Origin of the sequence: Kitasatospora sp. NPDC056327 (assembly GCF_042261735.1) — a bacterium.
GTDB lineage: Bacteria > Actinomycetota > Actinomycetes > Streptomycetales > Streptomycetaceae > Kitasatospora.
This window is the reverse complement of the sequence record NZ_JBHJRC010000133.1, coordinates 1-21477: the sequence shown is the minus strand read 5'-3', so window position 1 is coordinate 21477 and position 21477 is coordinate 1. Positions and strand designations below refer to the sequence as shown.

18 protein-coding genes and 2 tRNA genes are annotated in these 21477 nt (G+C 72.8%); 10 read left to right on the top strand and 10 right to left on the bottom strand.

The window, feature by feature from the left end:
- Window positions 1–68: 68 nt before the first annotated feature.
- Window positions 69–833 (bottom strand): hypothetical protein, encoded by a 765-nt coding sequence (locus ACFCX4_RS20140; RefSeq protein WP_376144252.1) that lies wholly within the window; start codon window positions 831–833, stop codon window positions 69–71.
- Window positions 834–1050: 217 nt separating this feature from the next.
- The gene (locus ACFCX4_RS20135; protein WP_376144250.1) at window positions 1051–2820 is read right to left on the bottom strand and encodes a phosphatidylglycerol lysyltransferase domain-containing protein; all 1770 of its coding nucleotides are present in this window, start codon (window positions 2818–2820) and stop codon (window positions 1051–1053) included.
- A gap of 287 nt (window positions 2821–3107) precedes the next feature.
- Between ACFCX4_RS20135 and ACFCX4_RS20130 the strand changes: the two genes are divergently transcribed.
- Complete coding sequence (locus tag ACFCX4_RS20130; protein ID WP_376144248.1) at window positions 3108–3821, top strand: response regulator; 714 nt, start codon at window positions 3108–3110, stop codon at window positions 3819–3821.
- A complete protein-coding gene (locus ACFCX4_RS20125; protein ID WP_376144246.1) occupies window positions 3818–4957 on the top strand; it encodes a sensor histidine kinase in 1140 nt (379 codons plus the stop codon). The genes ACFCX4_RS20130 and ACFCX4_RS20125 overlap by 4 nt, the downstream gene beginning before the upstream one ends.
- Before the next feature lie 109 nt (window positions 4958–5066).
- Here ACFCX4_RS20125 and ACFCX4_RS20120 read toward each other — a convergent pair.
- A tRNA-Leu gene (locus tag ACFCX4_RS20120) sits at window positions 5067–5150 on the bottom strand.
- A 417-nt stretch (window positions 5151–5567) separates the two neighbouring features.
- Between ACFCX4_RS20120 and ACFCX4_RS20115 the strand changes: the two genes are divergently transcribed.
- The 6 genes from ACFCX4_RS20115 to pknB all read left to right on the top strand — a co-directional run bounded on the left by ACFCX4_RS20115 (window position 5568) and on the right by pknB (window position 14221).
- A complete protein-coding gene (locus ACFCX4_RS20115; protein ID WP_376144244.1) occupies window positions 5568–6440 on the top strand; it encodes an FhaA domain-containing protein in 873 nt (290 codons plus the stop codon).
- A gap of 13 nt (window positions 6441–6453) precedes the next feature.
- The gene (locus ACFCX4_RS20110) at window positions 6454–6996 is read left to right on the top strand and encodes an FHA domain-containing protein (RefSeq protein ID WP_376144243.1); all 543 of its coding nucleotides are present in this window, start codon (window positions 6454–6456) and stop codon (window positions 6994–6996) included.
- Window positions 6997–7049: 53 nt separating this feature from the next.
- Window positions 7050–8720, top strand: coding sequence for a PP2C family protein-serine/threonine phosphatase (locus ACFCX4_RS20105; protein WP_376144241.1), 1671 nt, complete (start codon window positions 7050–7052; stop codon window positions 8718–8720).
- Between the two features lie 141 nt (window positions 8721–8861).
- Window positions 8862–10340, top strand: coding sequence for an FtsW/RodA/SpoVE family cell cycle protein (locus ACFCX4_RS20100; RefSeq protein WP_376144238.1), 1479 nt, complete (start codon window positions 8862–8864; stop codon window positions 10338–10340).
- Window positions 10337–11794 carry a peptidoglycan D,D-transpeptidase FtsI family protein gene (locus tag ACFCX4_RS20095; protein WP_376144237.1) on the top strand — a complete coding sequence of 486 codons (1458 nt, stop codon included), beginning with the start codon at window positions 10337–10339 and terminating at the stop codon, window positions 11792–11794. Before ACFCX4_RS20100 ends, ACFCX4_RS20095 begins: the two co-directional genes overlap by 4 nt.
- A 273-nt stretch (window positions 11795–12067) precedes the next feature.
- On the top strand, window positions 12068–14221 hold the full coding sequence (pknB, locus tag ACFCX4_RS20090) for a Stk1 family PASTA domain-containing Ser/Thr kinase (RefSeq protein ID WP_376144235.1): 2154 nt from the start codon (window positions 12068–12070) through the stop codon (window positions 14219–14221).
- Between the two features lie 221 nt (window positions 14222–14442).
- On the opposite strand, the gene ACFCX4_RS20085 is transcribed toward pknB, so the two are convergent.
- The 5 genes from ACFCX4_RS20085 to ACFCX4_RS20065 all read right to left on the bottom strand — a co-directional run bounded on the left by ACFCX4_RS20085 (window position 14443) and on the right by ACFCX4_RS20065 (window position 18455).
- Entirely contained in the window at window positions 14443–15291 is an 849-nt protein-coding gene (locus tag ACFCX4_RS20085) for a class E sortase (RefSeq protein WP_376144256.1), read from the bottom strand.
- Window positions 15292–15350: 59 nt separating this feature from the next.
- Window positions 15351–16724: a class E sortase gene (locus ACFCX4_RS20080; protein WP_376144233.1), complete on the bottom strand. Its 1374-nt coding sequence runs from the start codon at window positions 16722–16724 to the stop codon at window positions 15351–15353.
- Between the two features lie 5 nt (window positions 16725–16729).
- Window positions 16730–17392, bottom strand: coding sequence for an aminodeoxychorismate/anthranilate synthase component II (locus tag ACFCX4_RS20075; protein WP_376144231.1), 663 nt, complete (start codon window positions 17390–17392; stop codon window positions 16730–16732).
- Window positions 17393–17444: 52 nt separating this feature from the next.
- Window positions 17445–17624 carry a hypothetical protein gene (locus ACFCX4_RS20070; protein WP_376144229.1) on the bottom strand — a complete coding sequence of 60 codons (180 nt, stop codon included), beginning with the start codon at window positions 17622–17624 and terminating at the stop codon, window positions 17445–17447.
- A gap of 72 nt (window positions 17625–17696) precedes the next feature.
- Window positions 17697–18455: a DUF881 domain-containing protein gene (locus tag ACFCX4_RS20065; RefSeq protein WP_376144254.1), complete on the bottom strand. Its 759-nt coding sequence runs from the start codon at window positions 18453–18455 to the stop codon at window positions 17697–17699.
- A gap of 120 nt (window positions 18456–18575) precedes the next feature.
- On the opposite strand from ACFCX4_RS20065, the gene crgA reads away from it, so the two are divergent.
- Entirely contained in the window at window positions 18576–18827 is a 252-nt protein-coding gene (crgA, locus tag ACFCX4_RS20060) for a cell division protein CrgA (protein WP_376144227.1), read from the top strand.
- Between the two features lie 352 nt (window positions 18828–19179).
- On the opposite strand, the gene ACFCX4_RS20055 is transcribed toward crgA, so the two are convergent.
- A complete protein-coding gene (locus tag ACFCX4_RS20055) occupies window positions 19180–20088 on the bottom strand; it encodes a rhomboid family intramembrane serine protease (protein WP_376144225.1) in 909 nt (302 codons plus the stop codon).
- Window positions 20089–20345: 257 nt separating this feature from the next.
- Here ACFCX4_RS20055 and ACFCX4_RS20050 point away from each other — a divergent pair, with 257 nt between their 5' ends.
- Complete coding sequence (locus tag ACFCX4_RS20050; RefSeq protein ID WP_376144223.1) at window positions 20346–21158, top strand: DUF5324 family protein; 813 nt, start codon at window positions 20346–20348, stop codon at window positions 21156–21158.
- Window positions 21159–21230: 72 nt separating this feature from the next.
- On the opposite strand, the gene ACFCX4_RS20045 is transcribed toward ACFCX4_RS20050, so the two are convergent.
- Window positions 21231–21303 (bottom strand) — tRNA-Ala (locus tag ACFCX4_RS20045).
- Window positions 21304–21477 lie beyond the last annotated feature (174 nt).

Sequence of the window (21477 nt, the reverse complement as noted above, 5' to 3'; positions counted from 1 at the left end):
TTTTTAAAACCCCCCCCCCCGCCCCCCCCCGGCCCCCCGCGCCGCCCCCGCCGGCTCCCGTCGCTCCGCTACGGCACCGCCGCACCGGCCGGGGTCCGGCGGCGGGCCTCGGCCGCCGCCTCCAGCGAGGCGGTGGCCGTGGCCACCACGGCCGCCGCCCCGACACCGGCCAGCACCCGCGGCCAGAAGTCCCCGAACACCTCCACCGAGACCGCGATCAACAGCGCCCCGATCACCGCGACCACGTGCTCCAGCCCGGCCAGGTTCGGCAGCACGACCGCCTCCCCGACCATCAGCGTCACCACCAGCCCGGCGGTGAACCAGGCCCGGCAGCGGAACGCGATGCAGATCGCCAGCGCCACCACCGCGGCCGACGGCCCGGTGTCCCGCACGTGCGCGACCCACTTCGGGAACCCGAAGAGGTGGTCGGGACCGATCGCCACGCCGACCCGGGCGAACAGCGTGCCGGCCAGCGTGCAGGTGTAGGCGACGACCAGGGTCAGCCGCCGGCCGAGCACGATCTCGGCGATGCCGAAGACCACGAAGACCTGCGCCAGCGCCCCCCACACCGGCAGGTCCAGGGCCGGCACGTACAGCGACAGCGGCGTCCGCAGCAGCGAGACCTCCAGCGGCAGCGCCGCCTTCACCACCCCGATCCGGGTGACGAGGTGCTCACCGCCCGGCAGGTGCTGGACGATGCTGAACAGCAGGATCAGACAGGTCGCCGCCGTGGCCAGCGGAACGGCCGCGAACTTCTTGCGCACGACCTGTTCCCGGACCGTGCCGAACAGCGTTCCCCACTCGGCGACAGCGGCCTCTCTGGCAAAAGCCACCGGCCCCTTTCGCACGCCCCCCGCGTGGGTCCTCCGAATCACAACCGGTTCTCCAAATCCCCGTTGGCGCAAGCGCCTTCCGACTACCTCCACATTAGAAGCCGGTTAACGATTCCACATCGGCATTAGTGGGGATCCCCGTCATCCTCAGGGGGGAGGAGTCACCCCGGAATCCCCCCATCCGGCCGACCGGTTCCCTCCGCCCCCCGGCGGAGGGTCACCCCTTCCCGTCCCGTGCCGCCACCGGCACCCGGGCCGCCGCGTCGGCGGGCGGTCCCGGGTGCCGGCGACGGAACAGCGCGGGCAGGCTCGGTGCGGTGATGAAGCCCTCGGCCCGGGCACTGGCGATGCCGATCCGCGGAATCTCGCTGCTCTTCTCGAACAGCAGATAACGCGGCTCCCAGATCGGCCGGTACTTGGCGTTGGCGCGGTAGAGCGATTCGATCTGCCACCAGCGCGAGAAGAAGCCGAGAACGGAACGCCAGAGCCGCAGGACCGGCCCCGCGCCGAGCTTCGACCCGCGCTCGAAAACGGAACGGAACATCGCGAAGTTCAGCGAGACCCGGGCGAGATCCACTTCACCGGCCCGCTGCAGGAGTTCGATGACCATGAACTCCATCAGGCCGTTCTCGGTGTCCCGGGCCCGGCGCATGAGGTCCAGCGAGAGCCCGTCCGCCCCCCACGGCACGAAGCTGAGCAGGGCCTTCAGCTCCCCGTCGGCGTCGTGGCACTCCAGCATCACGCAGCGGCCGTCGCCCGGGTCGCCCAGCCGGCCCAGCGCCATCGAGAAGCCGCGCTCGGTCGCGCCGTCGCGCCACTGGTCGGCCTTGGCCACCAGCTCGGCCATCTCGCACTCGGGGATCTCCTCGTGCCGGCGGATCCGCACCGTGTACCCGGCCCGCTTGACCCGGTTGTACGCCTGGCGCACCACCCGCATCGCCCGGCCGTCCAGCGAGAACTCGTCCAGCTCGACGATCGCCTCGTCGCCCAGCTCCAGCGCGTCCAGGCCGTGCCGGGCGTAGATCACGCCGGCCTCCTCGGAGGCGCCCATGACGGCCGGCGCCCAGGCGTGCTCGCGGGCCTCGGCCAGCCAGGCGTCGATCGCGCCCGGCCAGGCCTCCGGGTCGCCGATCGGGTCGCCGGAGGCCAGCGAGACGCCGCCGACCACCCGGTAGGTGACCGCCGCCTTGCCGCTCGGCGAGAAGATCACCGCCTTGTCCCGGCGCAGCGCGAAGTAGCCGAGCGAGTCCCGCTCGCCCTGCCTGTCGAGCAGCGCCCGCAGCCGCTGCTCGTCCTCGGCGGTGAGCAGCTCGCTGCCGCGCGGGCTGCGGAAGGCCACGTAGAGGACCAGCAGGAAGAGCACCGCGCCCATCGCGTTGATGACCGCGTTCACCCAGGTCGGCGCGTCGATCACGGAGCGCAGGTGCTCGGACGGCGTGACGGTGATCATCCGGCCGACCGAGTAGCGGAACGTGTCCCAGAAGTCCGCGTCGGGCAGGTCGTTGGTCAGCGCCACCAGCGCGGCGCCGACCACCCCGCCGAAGCCCAGGCCGGCCACGAAGGTGGCGGCCGCGGTCTTCGGGTTGGAGCGGTCCCCCTTGGAGGTGAACTCCTTCCGCCCGACCAGCAGGGCCAGGACGAAACCGCAGGTCAGCACGGTGGAGACGTAGTTCAGCGGATGCCGGTTGAAACCCTCGCCGGGCAGCGCCATGGCGCCCAGGTAGAGCAGCGCGAACAGGCCGGCCAGCGCGATGTTGAAGATCCAGGCGGCCCGCTTGCGGCGCCGCATGGCGATCGCCAGGAAGACCGAGAGCACCGCGCTGCTCAGGCCCGCGGTCATCAGGTAGGGGGTGAAGTACTCGCCCTCGTTGTGCGTCTCGACCTGGTCCCGGAACTGCACCAGCACCACGGTGACGAGGTTCAGCAGGGCGATCAGCCGCAGGTACCAGACGGTCGCAGCCGCGGCCCGGGTGCGCCGGCGCGCCATGGAGGCTCCGGGCCCGGCGGGAGAGGTGGACGGCTCCGGCTTCGCAGTGGACGACACAGCTCAATTCCAAACGATCAGGTGGTGGGTCGCATCCGCACACGACCCGGCATGGACGCCCACCTCGGCCGGCAGGCCGACTGAGCGGCAGCCGATTCCATGGTTCCCCACCGCGGGTGAGAATCGCGTGAACCAGGCAGGCGATTCATACCCCCGCCGTTCGGCGGGGGTATGCCCGGGAGGTCCGTCCCGGCGTCACCGCCGGTCAGGGCCTACTCTCGATTCCAGTCATGCGGACCGGCCCTGTCCGGCCGCCGAACCGAGGAGGGACCATCACCACCACCCGCGTGCTGATCGTGGACGACGAGATCCTGGTCCGGTCCGGGCTGGGCCTCATCGTCGGCTCCGCCCCCGACCTGGAGGTGGTCGGCGACTGCTCGGGCGCGCAGACCGAGGAGTTCGTCCGGCGGCTGCGTCCGCACGTGGTGCTGCTCGACATCCGGATGCCCGACCTGGACGGCATCGCGGTGCTCCGCCGGCTCCGGGCCCTGCCCGACCCGCCGGCCGTGGCGATGCTCACCACCTTCGACACCGAGGAGTACATCGGCACCGCCCTGCGGGCCGGCGCGGCCGGCTTCCTGCTCAAGGACACCGCCCCGGACCAGCTGGTGCACGCCGTCCGGGTGCTCGCCGCCGGCGGCAACATCCTCTCCCCGACCGTGACCCGCACCGTGATCGGCGGCTACGTGGACGGCGGCGGCCCGGACGCCGAGGCGGCGACCCTGGCCCGCACCCTGACCGGCCGCGAGCTGGACGTGCTGGCGCTGCTGGGCGAGGGCCTGTCCAACGCCGAGATCGCCGACCGGCTGTTCCTGGGCACCGGCACCGTGAAGGACCACATCAGCGCGATCCTCGGCAAGCTCGGCGCCGCCAACCGGGTCCAGGCGGCCGTCATCGCCCACCGGGCCGGGCTGGTCCGGCCGAAGCCGAGCGACGGGGCATGAGCGGGGCTCCTCCCCTGCGACGCCTCCCCGGCGGACTCACCGCACCCTGGCTGATGCTCCTGCTGCCCGCCCTCTACTCGCTGGTGGACGCCGCCCTGGTGGCCCGCGGCGCCCCGCTGTGGCAGACCCTGCTGTCGGTGCTGGCCGCCGTCGCCCTGGTGTGGCGGCGGCGCTTCCCGGTCACCGTGCTGCTGCTGACCATGCCCGGCAGCTACCTCGACGACATCTGGCTCGCCCCGATAACGGCGGTCTACACGGTGGCCGCCGAACGCCCCCGGCCCCGGGTGGTGGTGCCCTGCGCCACCCTGTTCGCCCTCGTCGAGTTCTTCCACTGGCCGCTCTCCGAGCAGAGCCTCACGCTCAACCGGGACACCACCCTCTACGCGATCCAGTGCGTGATGCTGGCCGCGGGCCCGGCGGCCACCGGACTGCTCTCCCGGACCAGGCGCGAGCTGGCGTCCCGGCTGGACGAGCTGACCCGGGGGCAGGAGCGGGAGAGCCGGCTGCTCGCCGAGCGGGTGCTCAGCGAGGAGCGCGGCCGGCTCGCCCGGGAGATGCACGACGTGGTCTCCCACCAGGTCAGCCTGATCAGCATCCAGGCCGGCGCGCTCCAGGTGTCCAGTCACGACCCGGCCGCGGTGGGCGCCGCCCGGACCATCCGCGAACTGTCCGTGCGCACCCTGGAGGAGCTGCGCCACATGGTCGGGGTGCTGCGGACCGGGGGTCAGCGCACCGGCACCCCGCTCGCCCCGCAGCCCCGGCTGGCCGACCTGCCCAGGCTCATCGAGGAGAGCGGGCTGAGCGCGGACGCCGAGCTCCTCCCGGGGGACCGGCCCTGGCCGGAGGCGGTCGAGCGGGCCGCCTACCGCACCGTCCAGGAGGCGCTCACCAACATCACCAAGTACGCGCCGGAGGCCGCGGTGCACGTCCGGGTCCGGGCCCGGGGGCGGCGGCTGCGGGTCGAGGTGCGCAACGACGCCCCGCCGGTCCGCCCCGGGCAGATCCTGCCGGGCGGCGGCCACGGCCTGGTCGGCCTGCGCGAACGCGCCCAGCTGCTCGGCGGCTCGCTCACCGCGGGGCCCACCCCGGACGGCGGCTTCGAGGTCCGCGCCGACCTGCCGGCCCCCTCGTCCTGACCCGGACCGGGCCCGCCGGACGGACCGGGACCGGCTCGAACGCCCGGCGGCCGGTGGTGCCGGGGAACGAGAAAGCCCCGCAGATCCGAAGATCTGCGGGGCTTCGCTGTGCGCGAGGGGGGAGTTGAACCCCCACGCCCTTTCGGGCACTGGAACCTGAATCCAGCGCGTCTGCCTATTCCGCCACCCGCGCATGGGTGTTTTCACCGCTTGCCGGTCGACCAGCCGCCCCGCCCGGTACCATGTTGGCCTTCGCGGTGCTTCGATCGGGCCACCCGGTGGGCGCCCCTTCCGACATGGAAAACAGTAGCACGACCTGCGGGTCGCCTCCGAATCCGTTTCCCGGGGGCACCGAACGCATCCGAACGGATGCCCGGCGAACAGGCGGGCGAGGGATGCCTGCCCTGTCGAGCGGGTACTCCTGGCATGCTGCCTCCCGCACGCGTCCACCCTGTGTGTCCGAGCCCACCCCCGGGCACCACGTGGCCCGGGAACCGTACGGATGGCCCCGGCGTGGATACGATCAGTACGGAAGTACCGCAAGTAGGCGCGACCGACTCCACGGAATCCGGTCGCGGGCAGGCGAACGAACCCTGGAAGGGGGTGCCCCATGGGAGTGCTGAAGAAGTTCGAGCAGCGACTTGAGGGTCTCGTCAACGGCACCTTCGCGAAGGTGTTCAAGTCCGAGGTCCAGCCCGTGGAGATCGCCGGCGCGCTGCAGCGCGAGTGCGACAACAACGCGAGCATCTGGAACCGTGACCGGACCGTCGTCCCCAACGACTTCATCGTCGAACTCAGCCCGCACGACCACGAGCGGCTGAGCCCCTACTCCGGACAGCTGGGCGCCGAGCTCGCCGGGATGGTCCGCGAGTACGCGGAGGCCCAGCGCTACTCCTTCATGGGCCCGCTGCAGGTGAACCTGGAGAAGGCCGACGACCTCGACACCGGCCTGTACCGGGTGCGCAGCCGCACCCTCGCCGCCGAGGAGCCCCAGCAGCAGGCCGCGCCGCCCGCGCACCCGACCCAGCCCGGCTACGGCCGCCCGCCGGCCGCCCAGGCCCCCGGCGCGCCGTGGCAGCAGCCCGGCGCCGCGCCGTACGGCGCGCCCCCGCCGCCGGCCGCGCCCCCCGCCGTGCCCGCGGGCCCGGCCGCACCGGCCGGCGGCACCGTCCGCCCGTTCCCGGGCTCCGGCCACGGCACCTCGGTGCGCCGCTGGATCGAGGTCAACGGCGCCCGCCACCAGATCTCCGGAAACGCCTGCGTGCTCGGCCGCTCCACCGAGGCCGACGTGCGCATCGACGACCCCGGGGTCTCCCGCAAGCACGCCGAGATCCGCCCCGGAACCCCCTCGATGGTGCTCGACCTGGGGTCCACCAACGGCATCGTGGTGGACGGACAGCACACCCAGCGCGCTACGCTCCGCGACGGCTCTCGAATCGTCGTGGGCTCCACCACCATCGTCTACCGACAGGTCGAAGGGTAGAGCGGGCGCGGTTATGTCAGAACTGACCCTCACGGTCATGCGGCTGGGTTTCCTGGCCGTGCTGTGGCTGTTCGTGATCGTCGCGGTCCAGGTGATCCGCAGCGACCTCTTCGGAACCCGGGTGAACCCCCGGGCCTCCCGCCGGGGCGGTGCCGCCACCACGGCCGCCCCCACGGCCGGAGCGGCCGGTCCCGGGCGCGCCCCGCAGGGCCCGCCCCCGGCCGGCGGTCCGCCGACCCAGGGCGGCGGGCGCCGCCGCGGCGCCCCGACCCAGCTGGTCGTGGTCCAGGGCTCGCTGGCCGGCACCACCGTCGCGCTGCAGGGCCAGACCATCACCCTGGGCCGCGCCCACGACTCCACCATCGTCCTGGACGACGACTACGCGTCCTCCCGGCATGCCAGGATCTATCCGGACCAGGCTGGGCAGTGGACGGTGGAGGATCTAGGCTCCACCAACGGCACCTATCTGGACCGTCAGCGCCTGACCGCGCCGACCCCGCTCCAGCCGGGCACGCCGATCCGTATCGGCAGGACCGTCATCGAACTGCGGAAGTAGTAGCGCATGAGGGACAGCAACCCGTCCATGACCCAGAGGGGGGCACAGGTCGCATGACCCTGGTGCTGCGCTTCGCCGCCGGCTCCCACAAGGGACTGATCCGGGAGGGGAACGAGGACTCCGGCTATGCCGGCCCGCGGCTGCTGGCCGTGGCCGACGGCATGGGCGGCGCGGCGGCCGGTGAGGTCGCGTCCTCCGAGGTGCTCGGCTCGATCGTCCGCCTGGACGAGGACGTGCCGGGCGCCGACCTGCTGACCCTGCTCGGCGACGCGGTCCAGGGCGCCAACGACCGGCTCCGGCAGATGGTCGAGGAGGATCCGCAGCTGGAGGGCATGGGCTGCACCCTCACCGCGATGCTCTGGACCGGCCAGCGGATGGGCCTGGTGCACGTCGGCGACTCCCGCGCCTACCTGCTGCGCGACGGCGCACTGGTGCAGATCACCCAGGACCACACCTGGGTCCAGCGGCTGGTCGACGAGGGCCGGATCACGCCCGAGGAGGCCGAGACCCACCCCCAGCGCTCGCTGCTGATGCGCGCCCTGGACGGCCGCGGCCAGGTCGAACCCGACCTGTCGATCCGCGAGGTCCGGGCCGGCGACCGCTACCTGATCTGCTCCGACGGCCTCTCCGGTCCGGTCAGCCACCAGACCCTCCAGGACACCCTGGGCAGCTTCTACTCGCCCGAGCAGACCGTGCAGGAGCTGATCCAGCTCGCGCTGCGCGGCGGCGGTCCGGACAACATCACCTGCATCGTGGCGGACGTCCTCGACGTCGGTGCCACGGACACCCTGAGCGGCCAGTTCAACGACGTGCCGGTGGTCGTCGGCGCGGTCGCCGAGACCCCGCCGTCCTCCTCCGCCGCCGACCGCTCGATCGCGGACACCCCGGCCGGCCGCGCCGCCGGCCTCGGCCGCGGCCCGCAGGGCGCCTTCGGCCCCGCCGAGGGCTACGGCGCCGGCCACCCCGACGGCGGCTACGGCGCGGCCGGCGGCTACGACGCGGGCTACCCGGAGGGCGGCGGCGCGGAGCCCTCGGTCTACGGGACCGAGGACTTCGACGAGGAGCGGCCCCGGCCGAAGCGCCGGAACCGGGCGCTGACGTTCTCGCTGATCGGCCTGGTCACCGTGGGCCTGCTCGGAGCGGGCGGCTTCTTCGGCTACCAGTGGACCCAGAGCCAGTACTACGTCGGCGCCGAGGGCGACCACGTCGCGGTCTACCAGGGCGTCAACCAGAGCCTGGCCGGGCTGAGCCTCTCCTCCGTGCACACCACGTACAAGGAGATCGAGCTCAAGTACCTGCCGCAGGACCAGCGCACCCACGTCACCAACACCATCTCGGCGACCAGCCTCGGCGACGCCGACGACAAGGTGAAGAAGCTCAACGAGCAGGCGGTGTTCTGCCGGAAGGTGGCCGACGTCCGGGCCGCGGCGGCCCAGGGGACCGCCCCGGCGGCCGGCGGCCAGCAGCCCGCGCAGCAGGCCGCCGGCACGGTGGCGACGCACGCCGGGTTCATCGCGGCCACCACCGCGCCCAGCCCGTCCGCGACCGGGCGGGCCCCGGCGACCGGCGTCCCCACGCCGGTCCCGAGCACCACCCCCCCGGCCGCCACCACCCCGGCCGCGCCCCCCGGGCAGGGCGCCGTCGCCCCGGCCCTGCCGCAGGGCGACCTGCCCGGACTGACCGACGAGGAGCGGCAGCGCGCCGACTCCTGCCCGAAGCCGTGACGGACGCGACCCGACACAGGCCCGCCCGGCGCGGGCCCGCCGGCCGTCAGGGAGCGGTCAAGACGTGAGAGAGCGAAGCGAAGGAACCACCGGCGGGCGCGTGCGCGCGCAGGCCCCCGCCGGACCCGGCGAGGCCTGCGCATGAGCGCCTCGGACGTGAGCAGCGACCCGAACAGCCGGTCCGGCGGACGCCGCGGCGTCCCGGCCGACCGCGCGTCCTCGCGGCGCCGGGCCAACACCACCATCTCGCCGCAGGCGAGCCCGAACCGGCGCAACACCGAGCTGGCGATGCTCGGCTTCGCGGTGGTGCTGCCGGTCCTGGCGTACGCCAACGTGGGCCTGGCGATGGACGGCAAGCTGCCGGCCGGCATGCTCGGCTACGGCCTGGGCATGGGCGGGCTCGCGCTGGTCGCGCACCTGCTGATGCGCAGGTTCGCGCCGTACGCGGACCCGCTGATGCTGCCGATCGCCACCCTGCTGAACGGGCTCGGCGTGGTGATGATCTGGCGGCTCGACAAGGCCGGGCCGCTGATGCACAACAACTTCCCGGCCGCCTCGAACCAGCTGATGTGGTCCGGCCTGGGCATCGCGTTCTTCATCGTGGTGATGGTCTTCCTGAAGGACCACCGGGTCCTCCAGCGCTACACCTACATCTCGATGGCGGTGGCCCTGATCCTGCTCGCCGCCCCGGCGTTCTTCCCGGAGCGCAAGGAGGACCTCGGCGCCAAGATCTGGATCCGGATGGGCTCCTTCTCGATCCAGCCCGGTGAGTTCGCCAAGATCATCCTGACGGTGTTCTTCGCCGGCTACCTGATGGTCAAGCGGGACGCCCTGGCGCTGGCCAGCCGCCGGTTCATGGGCCTGTACCTGCCGCGCGGCCGCGACCTCGGCCCGATCATCGTGATCTGGCTGCTCAGCCTGCTCATCCTGATCTTCGAGAACGACCTCGGCTCGTCCTTCCTGTACTTCGGCCTCTTCGTGGTGATGCTCTACGTCGCCACCGAGCGGACCAGCTGGATCGTCTTCGGCCTGCTGATGTCGGTCGGCGGCGCGGTCGCGGTGGCCTCCACCGCCAGCCACGTGAAGACCCGCATCGACGCCTGGCTCGACCCGATGGCCGCCTTCGCGCCGAACCACCCGGCCTACGCCACCGAACAGATCGGCCAGGCGCTGATGTCGTTCGGCTCCGGCGGGGTCACCGGCTCCGGCCTCGGCCAGGGACGCTCCTGGCTGATCGACTTCGCCGCCAAGAGCGACTTCATCCTCGGCTCCTTCGGCGAGGAACTCGGCCTCACCGGCATGATGGCGATCTTCCTGCTGTACGCCCTGCTGATCCAGCGCGGCCTGCGCACCGCGGTCGCCGCCCGCGACCCGTTCGGCAAGCTCTTCGCCGTCGGCCTCTCCTCGGCGATGGCCCTGCAGGTCTTCGTGGTCGCCGGCGGTGTCACCGGCCTGATCCCGCTGACCGGTATGACCATGCCGTTCCTGGCCCAGGGCGGATCCTCGGTGGTCGCCAACTGGGCGCTGATCGCGATCCTGCTGAAGATCAGCGACAACGCCCGCCGCCCCGGGGTGGAGCCCACCCCCACTCCCGAGATCCAAGGGGGCTCCGCCTCGTGAACAAGCCGATCCGCCGGGTCTCGATCTTCTGCCTCGTGCTGATCCTGGCCCTCATGGTGCGCACCAACTGGATCCAGGGCGTCCAGGCCGACGCCTGGGCGAGCAACAAGTACAACAAGCGCCAGGTCTTCGACCGCTACGCCTACCCGCGCGGCAACATCATCGTCGACGGCCAGCCGGTCACCCAGTCGACCTTCGTGAACGGCCTGCGCTACAAGTACAAGCGCTCCTGGAACGACCCCCAGATGTACGCCCCGGTGACCGGCTACTCCTCGCAGGCCTTCGGCGCCAGCCAGCTGGAGCAGCTGGAGGACGGCATCCTCTCCGGCAGCGACGACCGGCTCTTCTTCCGCAACACCCTGGACATGCTCACCGGCGAGCAGAAGCGCGGCGGGGACGTCGTCACCACGATCAACTCCAAGGCCCAGAAGGCCGCCTTCGAGGGGCTCGGCGGCAAGAAGGGCGCGGCGGTCGCGATCGACCCGAAGACCGGTGCGATCCTCGCCCTGGTCTCCACGCCCTCCTACGACCCCGCCAGCTTCGCCGGCAACGAGTCCTCGGACAGCAAGGCCTGGACCGACCTCAACGCCGACCCGAGCAAGCCGATGCTCAACCGCGCGCTGCGCGAGACCTACCCGCCCGGCTCGACCTTCAAGCTGGTCACCGCGGCGGCGGCGTTCGAGAACGGCCTGTACCAGAACATCGACGACCAGACCCAGACCCCGGACCCGTACACCCTGCCGGGCACCAACTTCGTGCTGAAGAACGAGTCCGACAGGGAGCAGTGCGGCAACGCCACCGTGAAGTCCGGCATGGACCAGTCCTGCAACACCGTCTTCGCCAAGATGGGCGCCGACCTCGGCAAGGACAAGATGCGGGTGCAGGCCGAGAAGTTCGGCTTCAACAGCACCGTCGACACCCCGATCCGCTCCGAGAAGAGCGTCTACCCGTCCAACTCCACCCCGGACGGCACCGCCCAGGACTCGATCGGCCAGCACGACACCCAGGCCACCCCGCTGCAGATGGCGATGGTCGCCGCGGCGATCGCCAACAACGGCACCCTGATGCAGCCGTACCTGGTCGCCGAGGAGCGCTCGGCCTCGCTGACCACCATCTCCAAGCACACCGAGAAGCAGTTCTCCCAGCCCGTCAGCCCGGCCACCGCGCAGAAGCTCCAGGACCTGATGGTCTCGGTGGTCGAGAACGGCACCGGCAAGAACGCCCGGATCCCCGGTCTCACCGTCGGCGGCAAGACCGGCACCGCCCAGCACGGCGAGGGCAACGCCGGGCTGCCGTTCGCCTGGTTCACCTCCTACGCCAAGGCCGCGGACGGCCGCTCGGTGGCGGTCGCGGTGGTCGTCGAGGACGGCTCGAACAACCGTGACGGCATCAGCGGCGGCCGGCTCGCCGCGCCGATCGCGAAGTCGGTGATGCAGGCCGTCCTGGGCAAGTGACGGCGGCGGCCGGCACGGGTCCGGGGGGGTGAGGGAAATGTCACGATCGGCACCCCTGTCCGGATACCGGTCTGATATCGGCCTGCGGTCGACTCGGGTCCGGCGCGGTCCGACCGGTAGCGTATTCGCAGCAGCGGGTGTATCCGTTGCCGTCCGCGCGGTGCCGGAGGGTTCTGACCGCAGAACCGGCCGGGGCCCGGACGGCGTCACACGGAGTGTGCGGGGGCACCTACGTCACAACCTCACCGGCGGGTGAGCGAGAGGGTCGGAACTATGGAAGAGCCTCGTCGCCTCGGCGGCAGGTACGAGCTCGGCGGCGTCCTCGGACGCGGCGGCATGGCCGAGGTGTACCTCGCCCATGACACCCGGCTCGGCCGCTCCGTCGCCGTGAAGACGCTCCGGGCCGACATGGCCCGTGATCCGTCGTTCCAGGCCCGGTTCCGCCGCGAGGCACAGTCCGCGGCGTCACTGAACCACCCCGCGATCGTCGCCGTGTACGACACCGGCGAGGACTACATCGACGGCATCTCCATCCCGTACATCGTGATGGAGTACGTCGAGGGCTCCACGCTGCGGGAGCTGCTGCACTCCGGGCGCCGGCTGCTGCCGGAACGGGCGCTGGAGATGACCATCGGCATCCTGCAGGCCCTGGAGTACTCCCACCGGGCCGGCATCGTGCACCGCGACATCAAGCCCGCCAACGTCATGCTCACCCGCCAGGGCAACGTCAAGGTGATGGACTTCGGCATCGCCCGGGCGATGGGCGACGCCGGCATGACGATGACGCAGACCTCCGCCGTCATCGGCACCGCCCAGTACCTCTCCCCGGAGCAGGCCAAGGGCGAGCAGGTGGACGCCCGCTCGGACCTCTACTCCACCGGCTGCCTGCTCTACGAACTGCTCACCGTCCGCCCGCCGTTCGTCGGCGACTCCCCCGTCGCGGTCGCGTACCAGCACGTCCGGGAGGAGGCGCAGCCGCCGTCCGTCTTCGACCCCGAGGTCCGCCCCGAGGTCGACGCGATCGTGCTCAAGGCGCTCGCCAAGGACCGCGACTACCGGTACCAGAGCGCCGACGAGATGCGCGACGACATCGAGCGCTTCCTGGACGGCCTGCCGGTCGCCGCGGCCCAGCAGGCCGCCGCCTACGGGATGGGCGCCGCCGGGTACGGCTACGACCAGAACGGCTACCCGCAGCACGACCCGTACGGCCAGACCAACGTGCTGCCGCAGCAGGCCCCCGGCGGTCCGACCACCATGCTGCCGCAGGCGGCGGCCCCGGCCGGTTACGCCGGCCAGCCCCAGCCCGGCGGCTACGACGACGGCTACGGCCAGTCCTACGCGGGTGGCCCGGCCGGCGGCGACGACGGCTACGGCCGCGGCAGCCGGCGGGCCGAGGAGCCCCCGCGCAAGAGCAACACCTCCTGGATCGTGCTGGCGGTGGCCGCCGTGCTGGTCCTGGTGGGCACCTTCTTCGTCGCCCAGGCGATGTTCGGCAACAAGGACGACAGCAAGAAGGAGGCCCCGAAGGTCGCCGCACCCGGTGTGGTCGGCAAGACCCTCGCGGAGGCCAGGACGCTGATCGCCCAGGCCGGTCCCAAGCTGGTGGTCGCCGAGGGCGAGAAGATCGCCTGCCCGGACACCAACGTGAAGAAGGACCAGGTCTGCACGCAGAACCCGGCCGCCGGCACCCAGGTCGCCGAGGCCTCCACGATCACCGTGCAGCTGTCCTCCGGCCCGGCGAAGGCGACCGTGCCCAGCGTGGTCGGCAAGACCAAGGACCAGGCCGTCAAGGCGCTGGCCGACGCCGGGTTCACCAACGTCACGCCCGAGTACAAGGACGACGACAACGCCCCGCTGGACCAGGTGATCGCGCAGGACCCGGCCGGCGGTGGCGCCGACCCGGCCGCCCCGGTCAAGCTGACCGTGTCGCAGGGCAAGGCGAAGATCAACGTGCCGAGCGTGGTCGGCCAGCAGAAGGAGGCCGCGCAGGCCGCCCTGGAGAGCGCGGGCTTCCAGGTGGACGCCTCGAAGACCACGGTCACCAACGACCCCGCCAAGATCAACACGGTCGCCTCGCAGAACCCGGCGGGCGGCAAGCAGCCGGCCAACACCAAGATCACCCTGACCGTCTACAAGGGTCCGGACAAGGTGACCGTCCCGCCGCTGCAGAACGTCTCGCTCAAGGACGCCATCAACACCCTCGCGGCCGCGGGCCTGAAGTTCACCGTCGTCCAGGGCCCGGAGGACCCCGCCGCCATGGTGCTCACCTCCACCCCGGCGGCCGGGACCGAGGTGCCCACGAACACCTCGGTCGGGCTGATGACCAAGGCGGTGGACCCGCCCAAAGGGGGCGGCAACACCCCCACCATCCCCGGGTTCCCCGGATTCCCGACCCCCTCGTCCACCAAAGGGGGACCCAACAACTAAGCCCTGGTTCCCCTGGTTCTGAGCCCCCCGGGGCCGGGACCGACCGGCCGAGTTGTTCCCCGGACAGCCGAGAGGGCCCGCCGACACGGTGTCGGCGGGCCCTCGGGCGTTTCCGGGCGGGACACCGGCCGGGAGGCCGTGCCCGGCCCGCGGGCGGGGCCGGGCGGGGCTCCGGGGCGGGCTCCCGGGCGAGAGGCTCCCCGGGCGGGCCCCGGCGGGCCTCAGGAGCGGCGCAGCTCCGCGGGCGGGGTGCGCCGGGCGTCCATGTCGTCCACCCGCACCAGGCTCCCCCAGACCGCCATCCGGTAGCGCGAGGTGTAGACCGGGGTGCAGGTGGTCAGCGTGATGTAGCGGCCCGGCGCGGTGTAACCCGAGCCCTTCGGCACCGGGGCGACGATGCCGGTGTCGTACTTGGAGGTCTCCGGCAGGGTGCTGTCGACCCGGTAGACGTACCACTTGTCGCGGGTCTCGACGACGATCGCGTCGCCCTTGCGGAGGGCGTCGAGGTCGTGGAACTTCGCCCCGTGCCCGTCCCGGTGGGCGGCCAGCGCGAAGTTGCCGGACTCGTCCCAGGGCATCGCCGCCCGGTAGGGCTGCTCGTAGACCCCGGCGACGCCCTCGGCCAGGGTGGCCGTGTCGGTGCCCATCCGGATCAGCACCTGGTAGTCCCGGCCCATCGCCGGGACGTGCAGGAAGCCGATCCCCTCGCCGTTCGCGTAGGTCTGCCCGGCTCCGCCCGCGCCCCCCGCCCCGGGGACGGCCGGGGCCCCCGGGGAGGCCGACACCGCCGGGCCGCCCGGGTCGGCCCCGGGGGAGGCCGCGGAGCCGCCCGGGGAGGCGGGGGCGCCGAGCGACCAGGCGTCCCGCAGCTGGTCGGAGGCCGCCGAGGCGGACCGGTCCGCCAGCACGTCGGTCCACCAGAGCGAGTAGGCGACGAACAGGCCGAGCACCAGCCCGAGGGTGATCAGCAGCTCGCCGAAGACCCCCAGGACGGCCAGCGCCCGCCCGCGGCCGCGTCCCGGCCGGCGGCCGGGCTCCCGCACGTCCTCCGGGAAGGCCTCCTCGGCCACCGCTCCGGTCTCCTGCTGCGTCACGCCTCTCCCCTTCTCCGAACGGTGCCCCGGCGCGGTCAGCCTCCGGTGAGGGCGGCCGGCTTGCCCTGACTGCGCGGCCGTTCCTCGATCATCTTGCCAAAGACGATCAGCCGGTACTTGGAACTGAACTCCGGCGTGCACGTGGTCAGCGTGATGTACCGGCCCGGTCCGCTGTACCCGGCGCCGCTCGGCACCGGCCTGATCACGCTCACGTTGGACGGCGGGGTCTCCGGAATGCCGCTGGTGACCTCGTACGTGTAGTACGCGTTCGCGGTCTCCACCACGATCTTGTCGCCCTTGCCGAGCTGGTTGATCCGGCGGAACGGCTCGCCGTGCGTGTTGCGGTGCGCGGCCAGCGCGAAGTTGCCCGCCTTGTCGGCCGGCATGCCGGTGCCGGTGTAGTGCCCCACCAGGCCCTTGTCGAGCACCGGGCCCTTGGCGGTGCCCTCGGCGATCGGGAACTTCTGGCCGAGCTTGGGCATGTGGATGATCGCGAAGCCCTTGCCGGGCTCGAAGGTCTCCGGTTTCGCCGGGTCCGGCGCCGGCTGTCCCGGTGCCGGGGCGCCCTGCCCGGGGGCGGACTCGAACTGCTCCTCCAGTTGGCTGCGCGCCCCGTCGGCGGCCGCGTCGGCCTGCACGTTGGTCCACCAGAGCTGGTAGGAGACGAAGAGCAGCATCACCAGACCGAGCGTGATGCAGAGCTCGCCGAGGAACCGGGCGAGGACCACCGCCACCGACTCCTTGGGCCGCGGCCGGTCCGCGGCGGCCCGGCCGGCCGGCCGGCGGTGTCCGCGGCCCTGTGCGGCGCGGCGGCGCTCGGCGCGGCCGCCCGTGGCCGCCGGCGGCTGCCGCCCGGCGTCCACCGCGGCCATGGTGACCGTCTCGGCCGCGGCGAGCACCGTCCGCTCCGGGCCCGGCGCGTCGGGGGCCTCCAGGTGCAGCCGGAGCGTCTCCTCGGCCCGCGCGGGCTCGACGGGCGGCGCGGCCTGCTCGTAGACGCCCCAGCCGTCCTCGGCGCCCTGCGGCCCGGCCCAGCCCTGTCCCTGGCCCTGGCCCTGGCCCGGCTGCGCGGGGATGTGACCGCCCTGCCGGAGCTGCTGGTCCTGGTAGGGGTCGTAGCCCTGGTACTGGCCCTGCGGGTGCGCACCCGGCTGCCGGTGCCGCCCCTGCGGGTGGTCCCCGCCGTGCGGACCGGGCCGGCCGGTCCCCGGGTACTGCCCGTCCGGACCGGGGCCGGCGGCCTGCGGGTACCCGTAAGGGTCGTGGGCCTGCGCGTACGGGTCCTGGGTCTGCGCGTACGGGTCGTGGGCCTGCGGGTACGGACCGCCCGGAGGGTACTGCCGGTACGGCCCGCCGCCCTGCGGGTCCGCCTCGTGCTGGTGGCGTCCCTCCGGACGCACCGCGGTCACGCCGCTCAGCCCCGGCCGATCACCGGGGCGAGCCCGGCCGACCGGTCGACGGCCTGCGGGTCGCCGCACTCGGCCAGCCAGTTGGCGAGCATCCGGTGACCGCCCTCGGTGAGCACCGACTCCGGGTGGAACTGCACCCCCTCGACCGCGAGGCCGCGGTGGCGCAGGCCCATGATCACGCCGCTCGCGGTGCGCGCGGTGACCACCAGCTCGTCCGGCACGGTAGCCGGCTCGACGGCGAGCGAGTGGTAGCGGGTCGCGACGAGCGGGGAGGGCAGCCCGGCGAAGACGCCGCCGTCCTCGTGCTCGACCGGCGAGGTCTTGCCGTGCAGCAGCTCGGGCGCGCGGCCCACCACGGCGCCGTAGGCAACCGCGATCGACTGCAGGCCGAGGCAGACGCCGAAGACCGGGAGCCCGATCCGGGCGCAGTGGTGCACCATCTCGATGCAGACGCCGGCCTCCTCGGGGGCACCCGGGCCGGGGGAGAGCAGCACCCCGTCGAAGCCGGTGGCGCCGTCGCGGCGCACCGCGTGCCCGACGCTCACCTCGTCGTTGCGGACCACCTCGCAGGTGGCGCCGAGCTGGTAGAGGTACTGGACCAGGTTGAAGACGAAGCTGTCGTAGTTGTCGACGACCAGGATGCGGGGCGGGGTCGGCCGGGAGGTCATGGGCGCGCGTTCTCCGGGGGATGCGGGGACTGAGCGGGGGCGGGGCGTCGGATCAGCCGACGGCGCCGTCACCCTCTCCGTCCACTGTGACGTCGCCGAAGGGGAGGAGCGGTTCCGCCCACGGGAAGACGTACGTGAAGAGGAGGTAGACCAGCCCCAGCGCGAGGAGCACCGATACGACGGCCTTGACCAGGGTGTTCCCCGGCAGGTGACGCCAGATCCAGCCGTACATGGTGCTCCCTCGACGTAGCGGACTGGGCTCAAGAGTAGACCCCGCTCCGTGACCGGCAGGTGTCCCACCGCCCTACTGCTGGCCGGTGGCCGACCTCAGGTCCGCGGTGCCGGAGTAGCCGGGCAGGGCCAGGTCGCCGCTCTCCTGGACCTTCCAGCCCAGGCCGTAGGCCTGCACGTAACGCTGGTAGTTGCGGATCGCCGGGTCCTCGTCCACGGCGGCGCGCAGCGCGTCGGTCCTGCCGACCGCCCTGACGACGTACGGCGGCGAGTAGACCCGGCCCTGGAGCAGCAGGGTGTTGCCGACGCAGCGGACGGCGCTGGTGGAGATCAGCCGCTGGTCCATGACCTGGACGCCCTCGGCGCCGCCCCGCCACAGCGCGTTGACCACGGCCTGGATGTCCTGCTGGTGGATGACCAGGTCGTTGACGTCCGGCTCGCGCACGCCGGGGACCCGGGAGGTCGCGTTCGGCGGCGCGTCGTTGAGGGTGACGGTGAGGCCCGGTCCCTGGAGCGGGTCCAGCGCGGCGGCCTGCTCCAGGGCGGTGAGCCGGGCGGCGTCGGCCGGGCTGCGGCCCTGCTGCTCGGTGAGCTGCTGGGAGCGTTCCTGGAGGTCGGCGAGCTGGGCCTGGGACTGCTGGTTCTGCGCGCTGCGCTGCCTTATCACGTCGGAGAGGCTGAGCAGCGAGTTGTCGGTGCGCAGATCGGTACCGCGCGCGGTCTGCGCGCTGATGTAGAAGAGCAGTCCGGCGAGCGCGAAGACGGCGCAGGTCAGGGCACGTCCGACAATTCGGGTGCCGGAAGCACGGGTACGGGCCGGCCGAGGGGGAATCGACAAATTAGGCACCGTACCCTTATCTCCTTCGGACCCGCCGAACCACTACGCTAACGGACGCCGCCACACCACCGTGAACCCCTGCGCGGTCACAGCGCATCGACAGGAGAGCTCCTCGTGCCGAAGTCTCGACTCCGCAAGAAGTCCGACTACACCCCGCCGACCACGGCCGCGGTGGTGAAGATCAGTTCGGGCCGCAGCTGGGTGGCGCCGCTGATGCTGGCGATGTTCCTGATCGGTCTGGTCTGGATCGTCACCTACTACGTGACCAGTGGGACCTGGCCGGTGGAGAGCTGGCGGAACTGGAACATCCTGGTGGGCTTCGGCTTCATCGCGGCGGGTTTCGGCGTCTCCACCCAGTGGAAGTGACGCCGGGGCTGCTGCCCTGAGTTCCTCCACCGCCGCCCCGGGACGCTCGGTCCCCGGGGCGGCTTCGTGGTGCGCCCGGACGGACCGCCGCCGACGGTTATCCGCTTGTCGTGTTTATCCACATGGTTATCCACAGTGGGGAAAAGTCGTGCGGGCCTGTGGATAACTCATCCGGGGGGCGCTTTCCGCACCGCCGCGCGCCACTTCCCCGAATCCCGGATCCGCACAGCAGGACACGCGTAGAACAACTGTCCGCCCGCCGCCCTCCGCACCGCCTGTGCACAACCCCGCACCCGCTGTGGACAACCGTGCGGGCACCGGCCGGACGTGCGTGCGCACCGCCTACGGCGGGTCACCCGCCGTAGGCGGCCGTCCCGGCGAGCAGCATCACCAGCACCAGCCCGGCCACGCCCGCCAGCGTCAGCCCCTGCACCGCCGCCCGGTGGGCCCGCGGCGCGTACATCAGGCCGGCCGCGGTCAGCATCCCGGCGACCAGGCCGCCGAGGTGGGCGCGCCAGTCGATCCCCTGCACCGAGAAGGTGACGATCAGGTTGAAGACCAGCAGCGCGACGATCGGCCCCAGCGGTGCCCGGACCCGCCGGTAGAGCACCACGGTCGCGCCCAGCAGGCCGAAGACCGCTCCCGAGGCGCCCAGCGAGCGCATCCCGTCACCGGCCAGCAGGAAGGCGAAGGCGCTGCCGGCCAGGCCGGAGAGCAGGTACAGCGCGAGGAAGCGCACCCGGCCCAGGGCGGACTCCAGCTGGGGGCCCAGCACCCAGAGCACCAGCATGTTGGTGGCGATGTGCCAGGGCGCGGTGTGCAGGAAGACGGCGGTCAGCAGCCGGTACCACTGGCCCGGGCCCTCGGCGACGCCGTCCGGGTACGGGTAGAAGCGGTCGGGGGCGATGCTGCGCAGTTCGAGGTCGATGGCCAGCCAGGGCGTGAGCACGTAGGCGGCCAGGACGAAGATCACCAGGTTGATGCCGATCAGCGCCTTGGTGACCAGCGCGCCGTCCGCGGACGGACGGCCGCCGAACCGGGTGGTCGCCCGCCGGACCTGCCGGCCGCCCTCGCTGACGCACTCCGGGCAGTGGAAGCCCACCGAGGCGTTCACCATGCACCGCGGGCAGATCGGGCGGCCGCAGCGGGAGCAGCCGATGCCGGTCTCCTGCTCGGGGTGCCGGTAGCAACGGGACAGCCCGTTCCCGGCCCCCGCCCCGGGAGTCGGGTCGATCGGCGGCCTCGGCTCGTCCGGGAGCATCGGCTTTCCCCTCCTGCCACGACTTGCTGCGACGACACGTACGCGCTCCCGGCGGGGATCCGCCGGAACCGCCAGCCTACTGCGGCCGTACCCCCGGCCGGAGGGCTCACCGGCCCCGCCCTCCCGGCCCGCCCGCCGCCCGGAGGACGGCCGTCGCCCGCCCGGCACCCGGGTGGCGGCGCCCCGCCCCGGCACGCCGCCCCGGACCGTCACACCCCGCGTACGGCCCACTCCGGAATGCCATCGGACGAGTAGGGATGCATGATCAGCATTCAGGTGGATATGTGCATAAAGGTCGCCACCAGGAGGAGATACTCGTGACCCGTTTGGACTCGGCCCGTGAGACGGCCGGCAACTTCGCGGACAACGCCCGTCGGCAGGCCTCCCAGGCCGCCCACACCGTGCACGTCCAGTACGACCGGCACATCGCCCCCCAGGTCGGTCACGCCTTCGCCAGCCTGCCGCCGGAGGCCCAGCAGAGCACCCTGAAGGCCCTGCACCGCGCCCAGGAGGCCGCGCTGGCCGCCCGGCTGTCCGCCGCCCGGGCCACCGACCAGGCCCGGTCCGCCGTCGCCCCCAGGGTGGTGCACGCCGTCGAGGAGGCCCGCGCCGCCGTCGTCCCGGTCGCCCAGGAGGCCCAGACCCGCGGCGCGGCCGCGCTGACCGCCATGCGGGGCAACGTCACCTCGGCCGAGATCAGCGATCTCGCGGCCCGCAACGCCCGCAGGTCCTGCCGCGGCGGCTGGGCCACCGGGCTGGCCGTGGCCGGGGTGCTCGCGATCGGCAGCGGTATCGTCGCCTGGCAGTGGTGGCGGCACCGCAGCAACCCGGAGTGGCTGGTGGAGCCCCCGTCCGCCGCCCCGGACGGCGCGGCCCCCGAGCCGCCCGCCCGCCCGGCCGGCGCGCACGCCTCCGGCAACGGCACGGCCGGCGGCTCCGAGAGCCCGCTGAACGGCTCGCCGGACACCGGCGCCACCGGATCCGCCGACACTCCGGAACCGGGCCCGCGGGCCGGTCAGGACGACCGGGACGACCGCCCCAAGCCGCACGACCCGCGCAAACCGCACTGAGAACGCCGATCGGCCGCTGACCCGGATTCAGGTCGGCGGCCGATCGGCGTCCGCGCACGGCGGAGAGAACTGTGGAGCTTAGGAGACTCGAACTCCTGACATCTGCCTTGCAAAGGCAGCGCTCTACCAACTGAGCTAAAGCCCCGGGGCGGCACCGTGCGCACCACCGGGCACTAGCGTACCCGGTCCCGGCGCGAATCCGGTGCCCGGTTTCCGGCGCTCCCGCCGTGCGGGACCGGAACGTCCGGCCGCCCGGTCGTCCGACCGGGGGCGGCCGGCCCGGGAGGCGCCCGACGGCGCCCCCCCGGGCGGTCGGGCG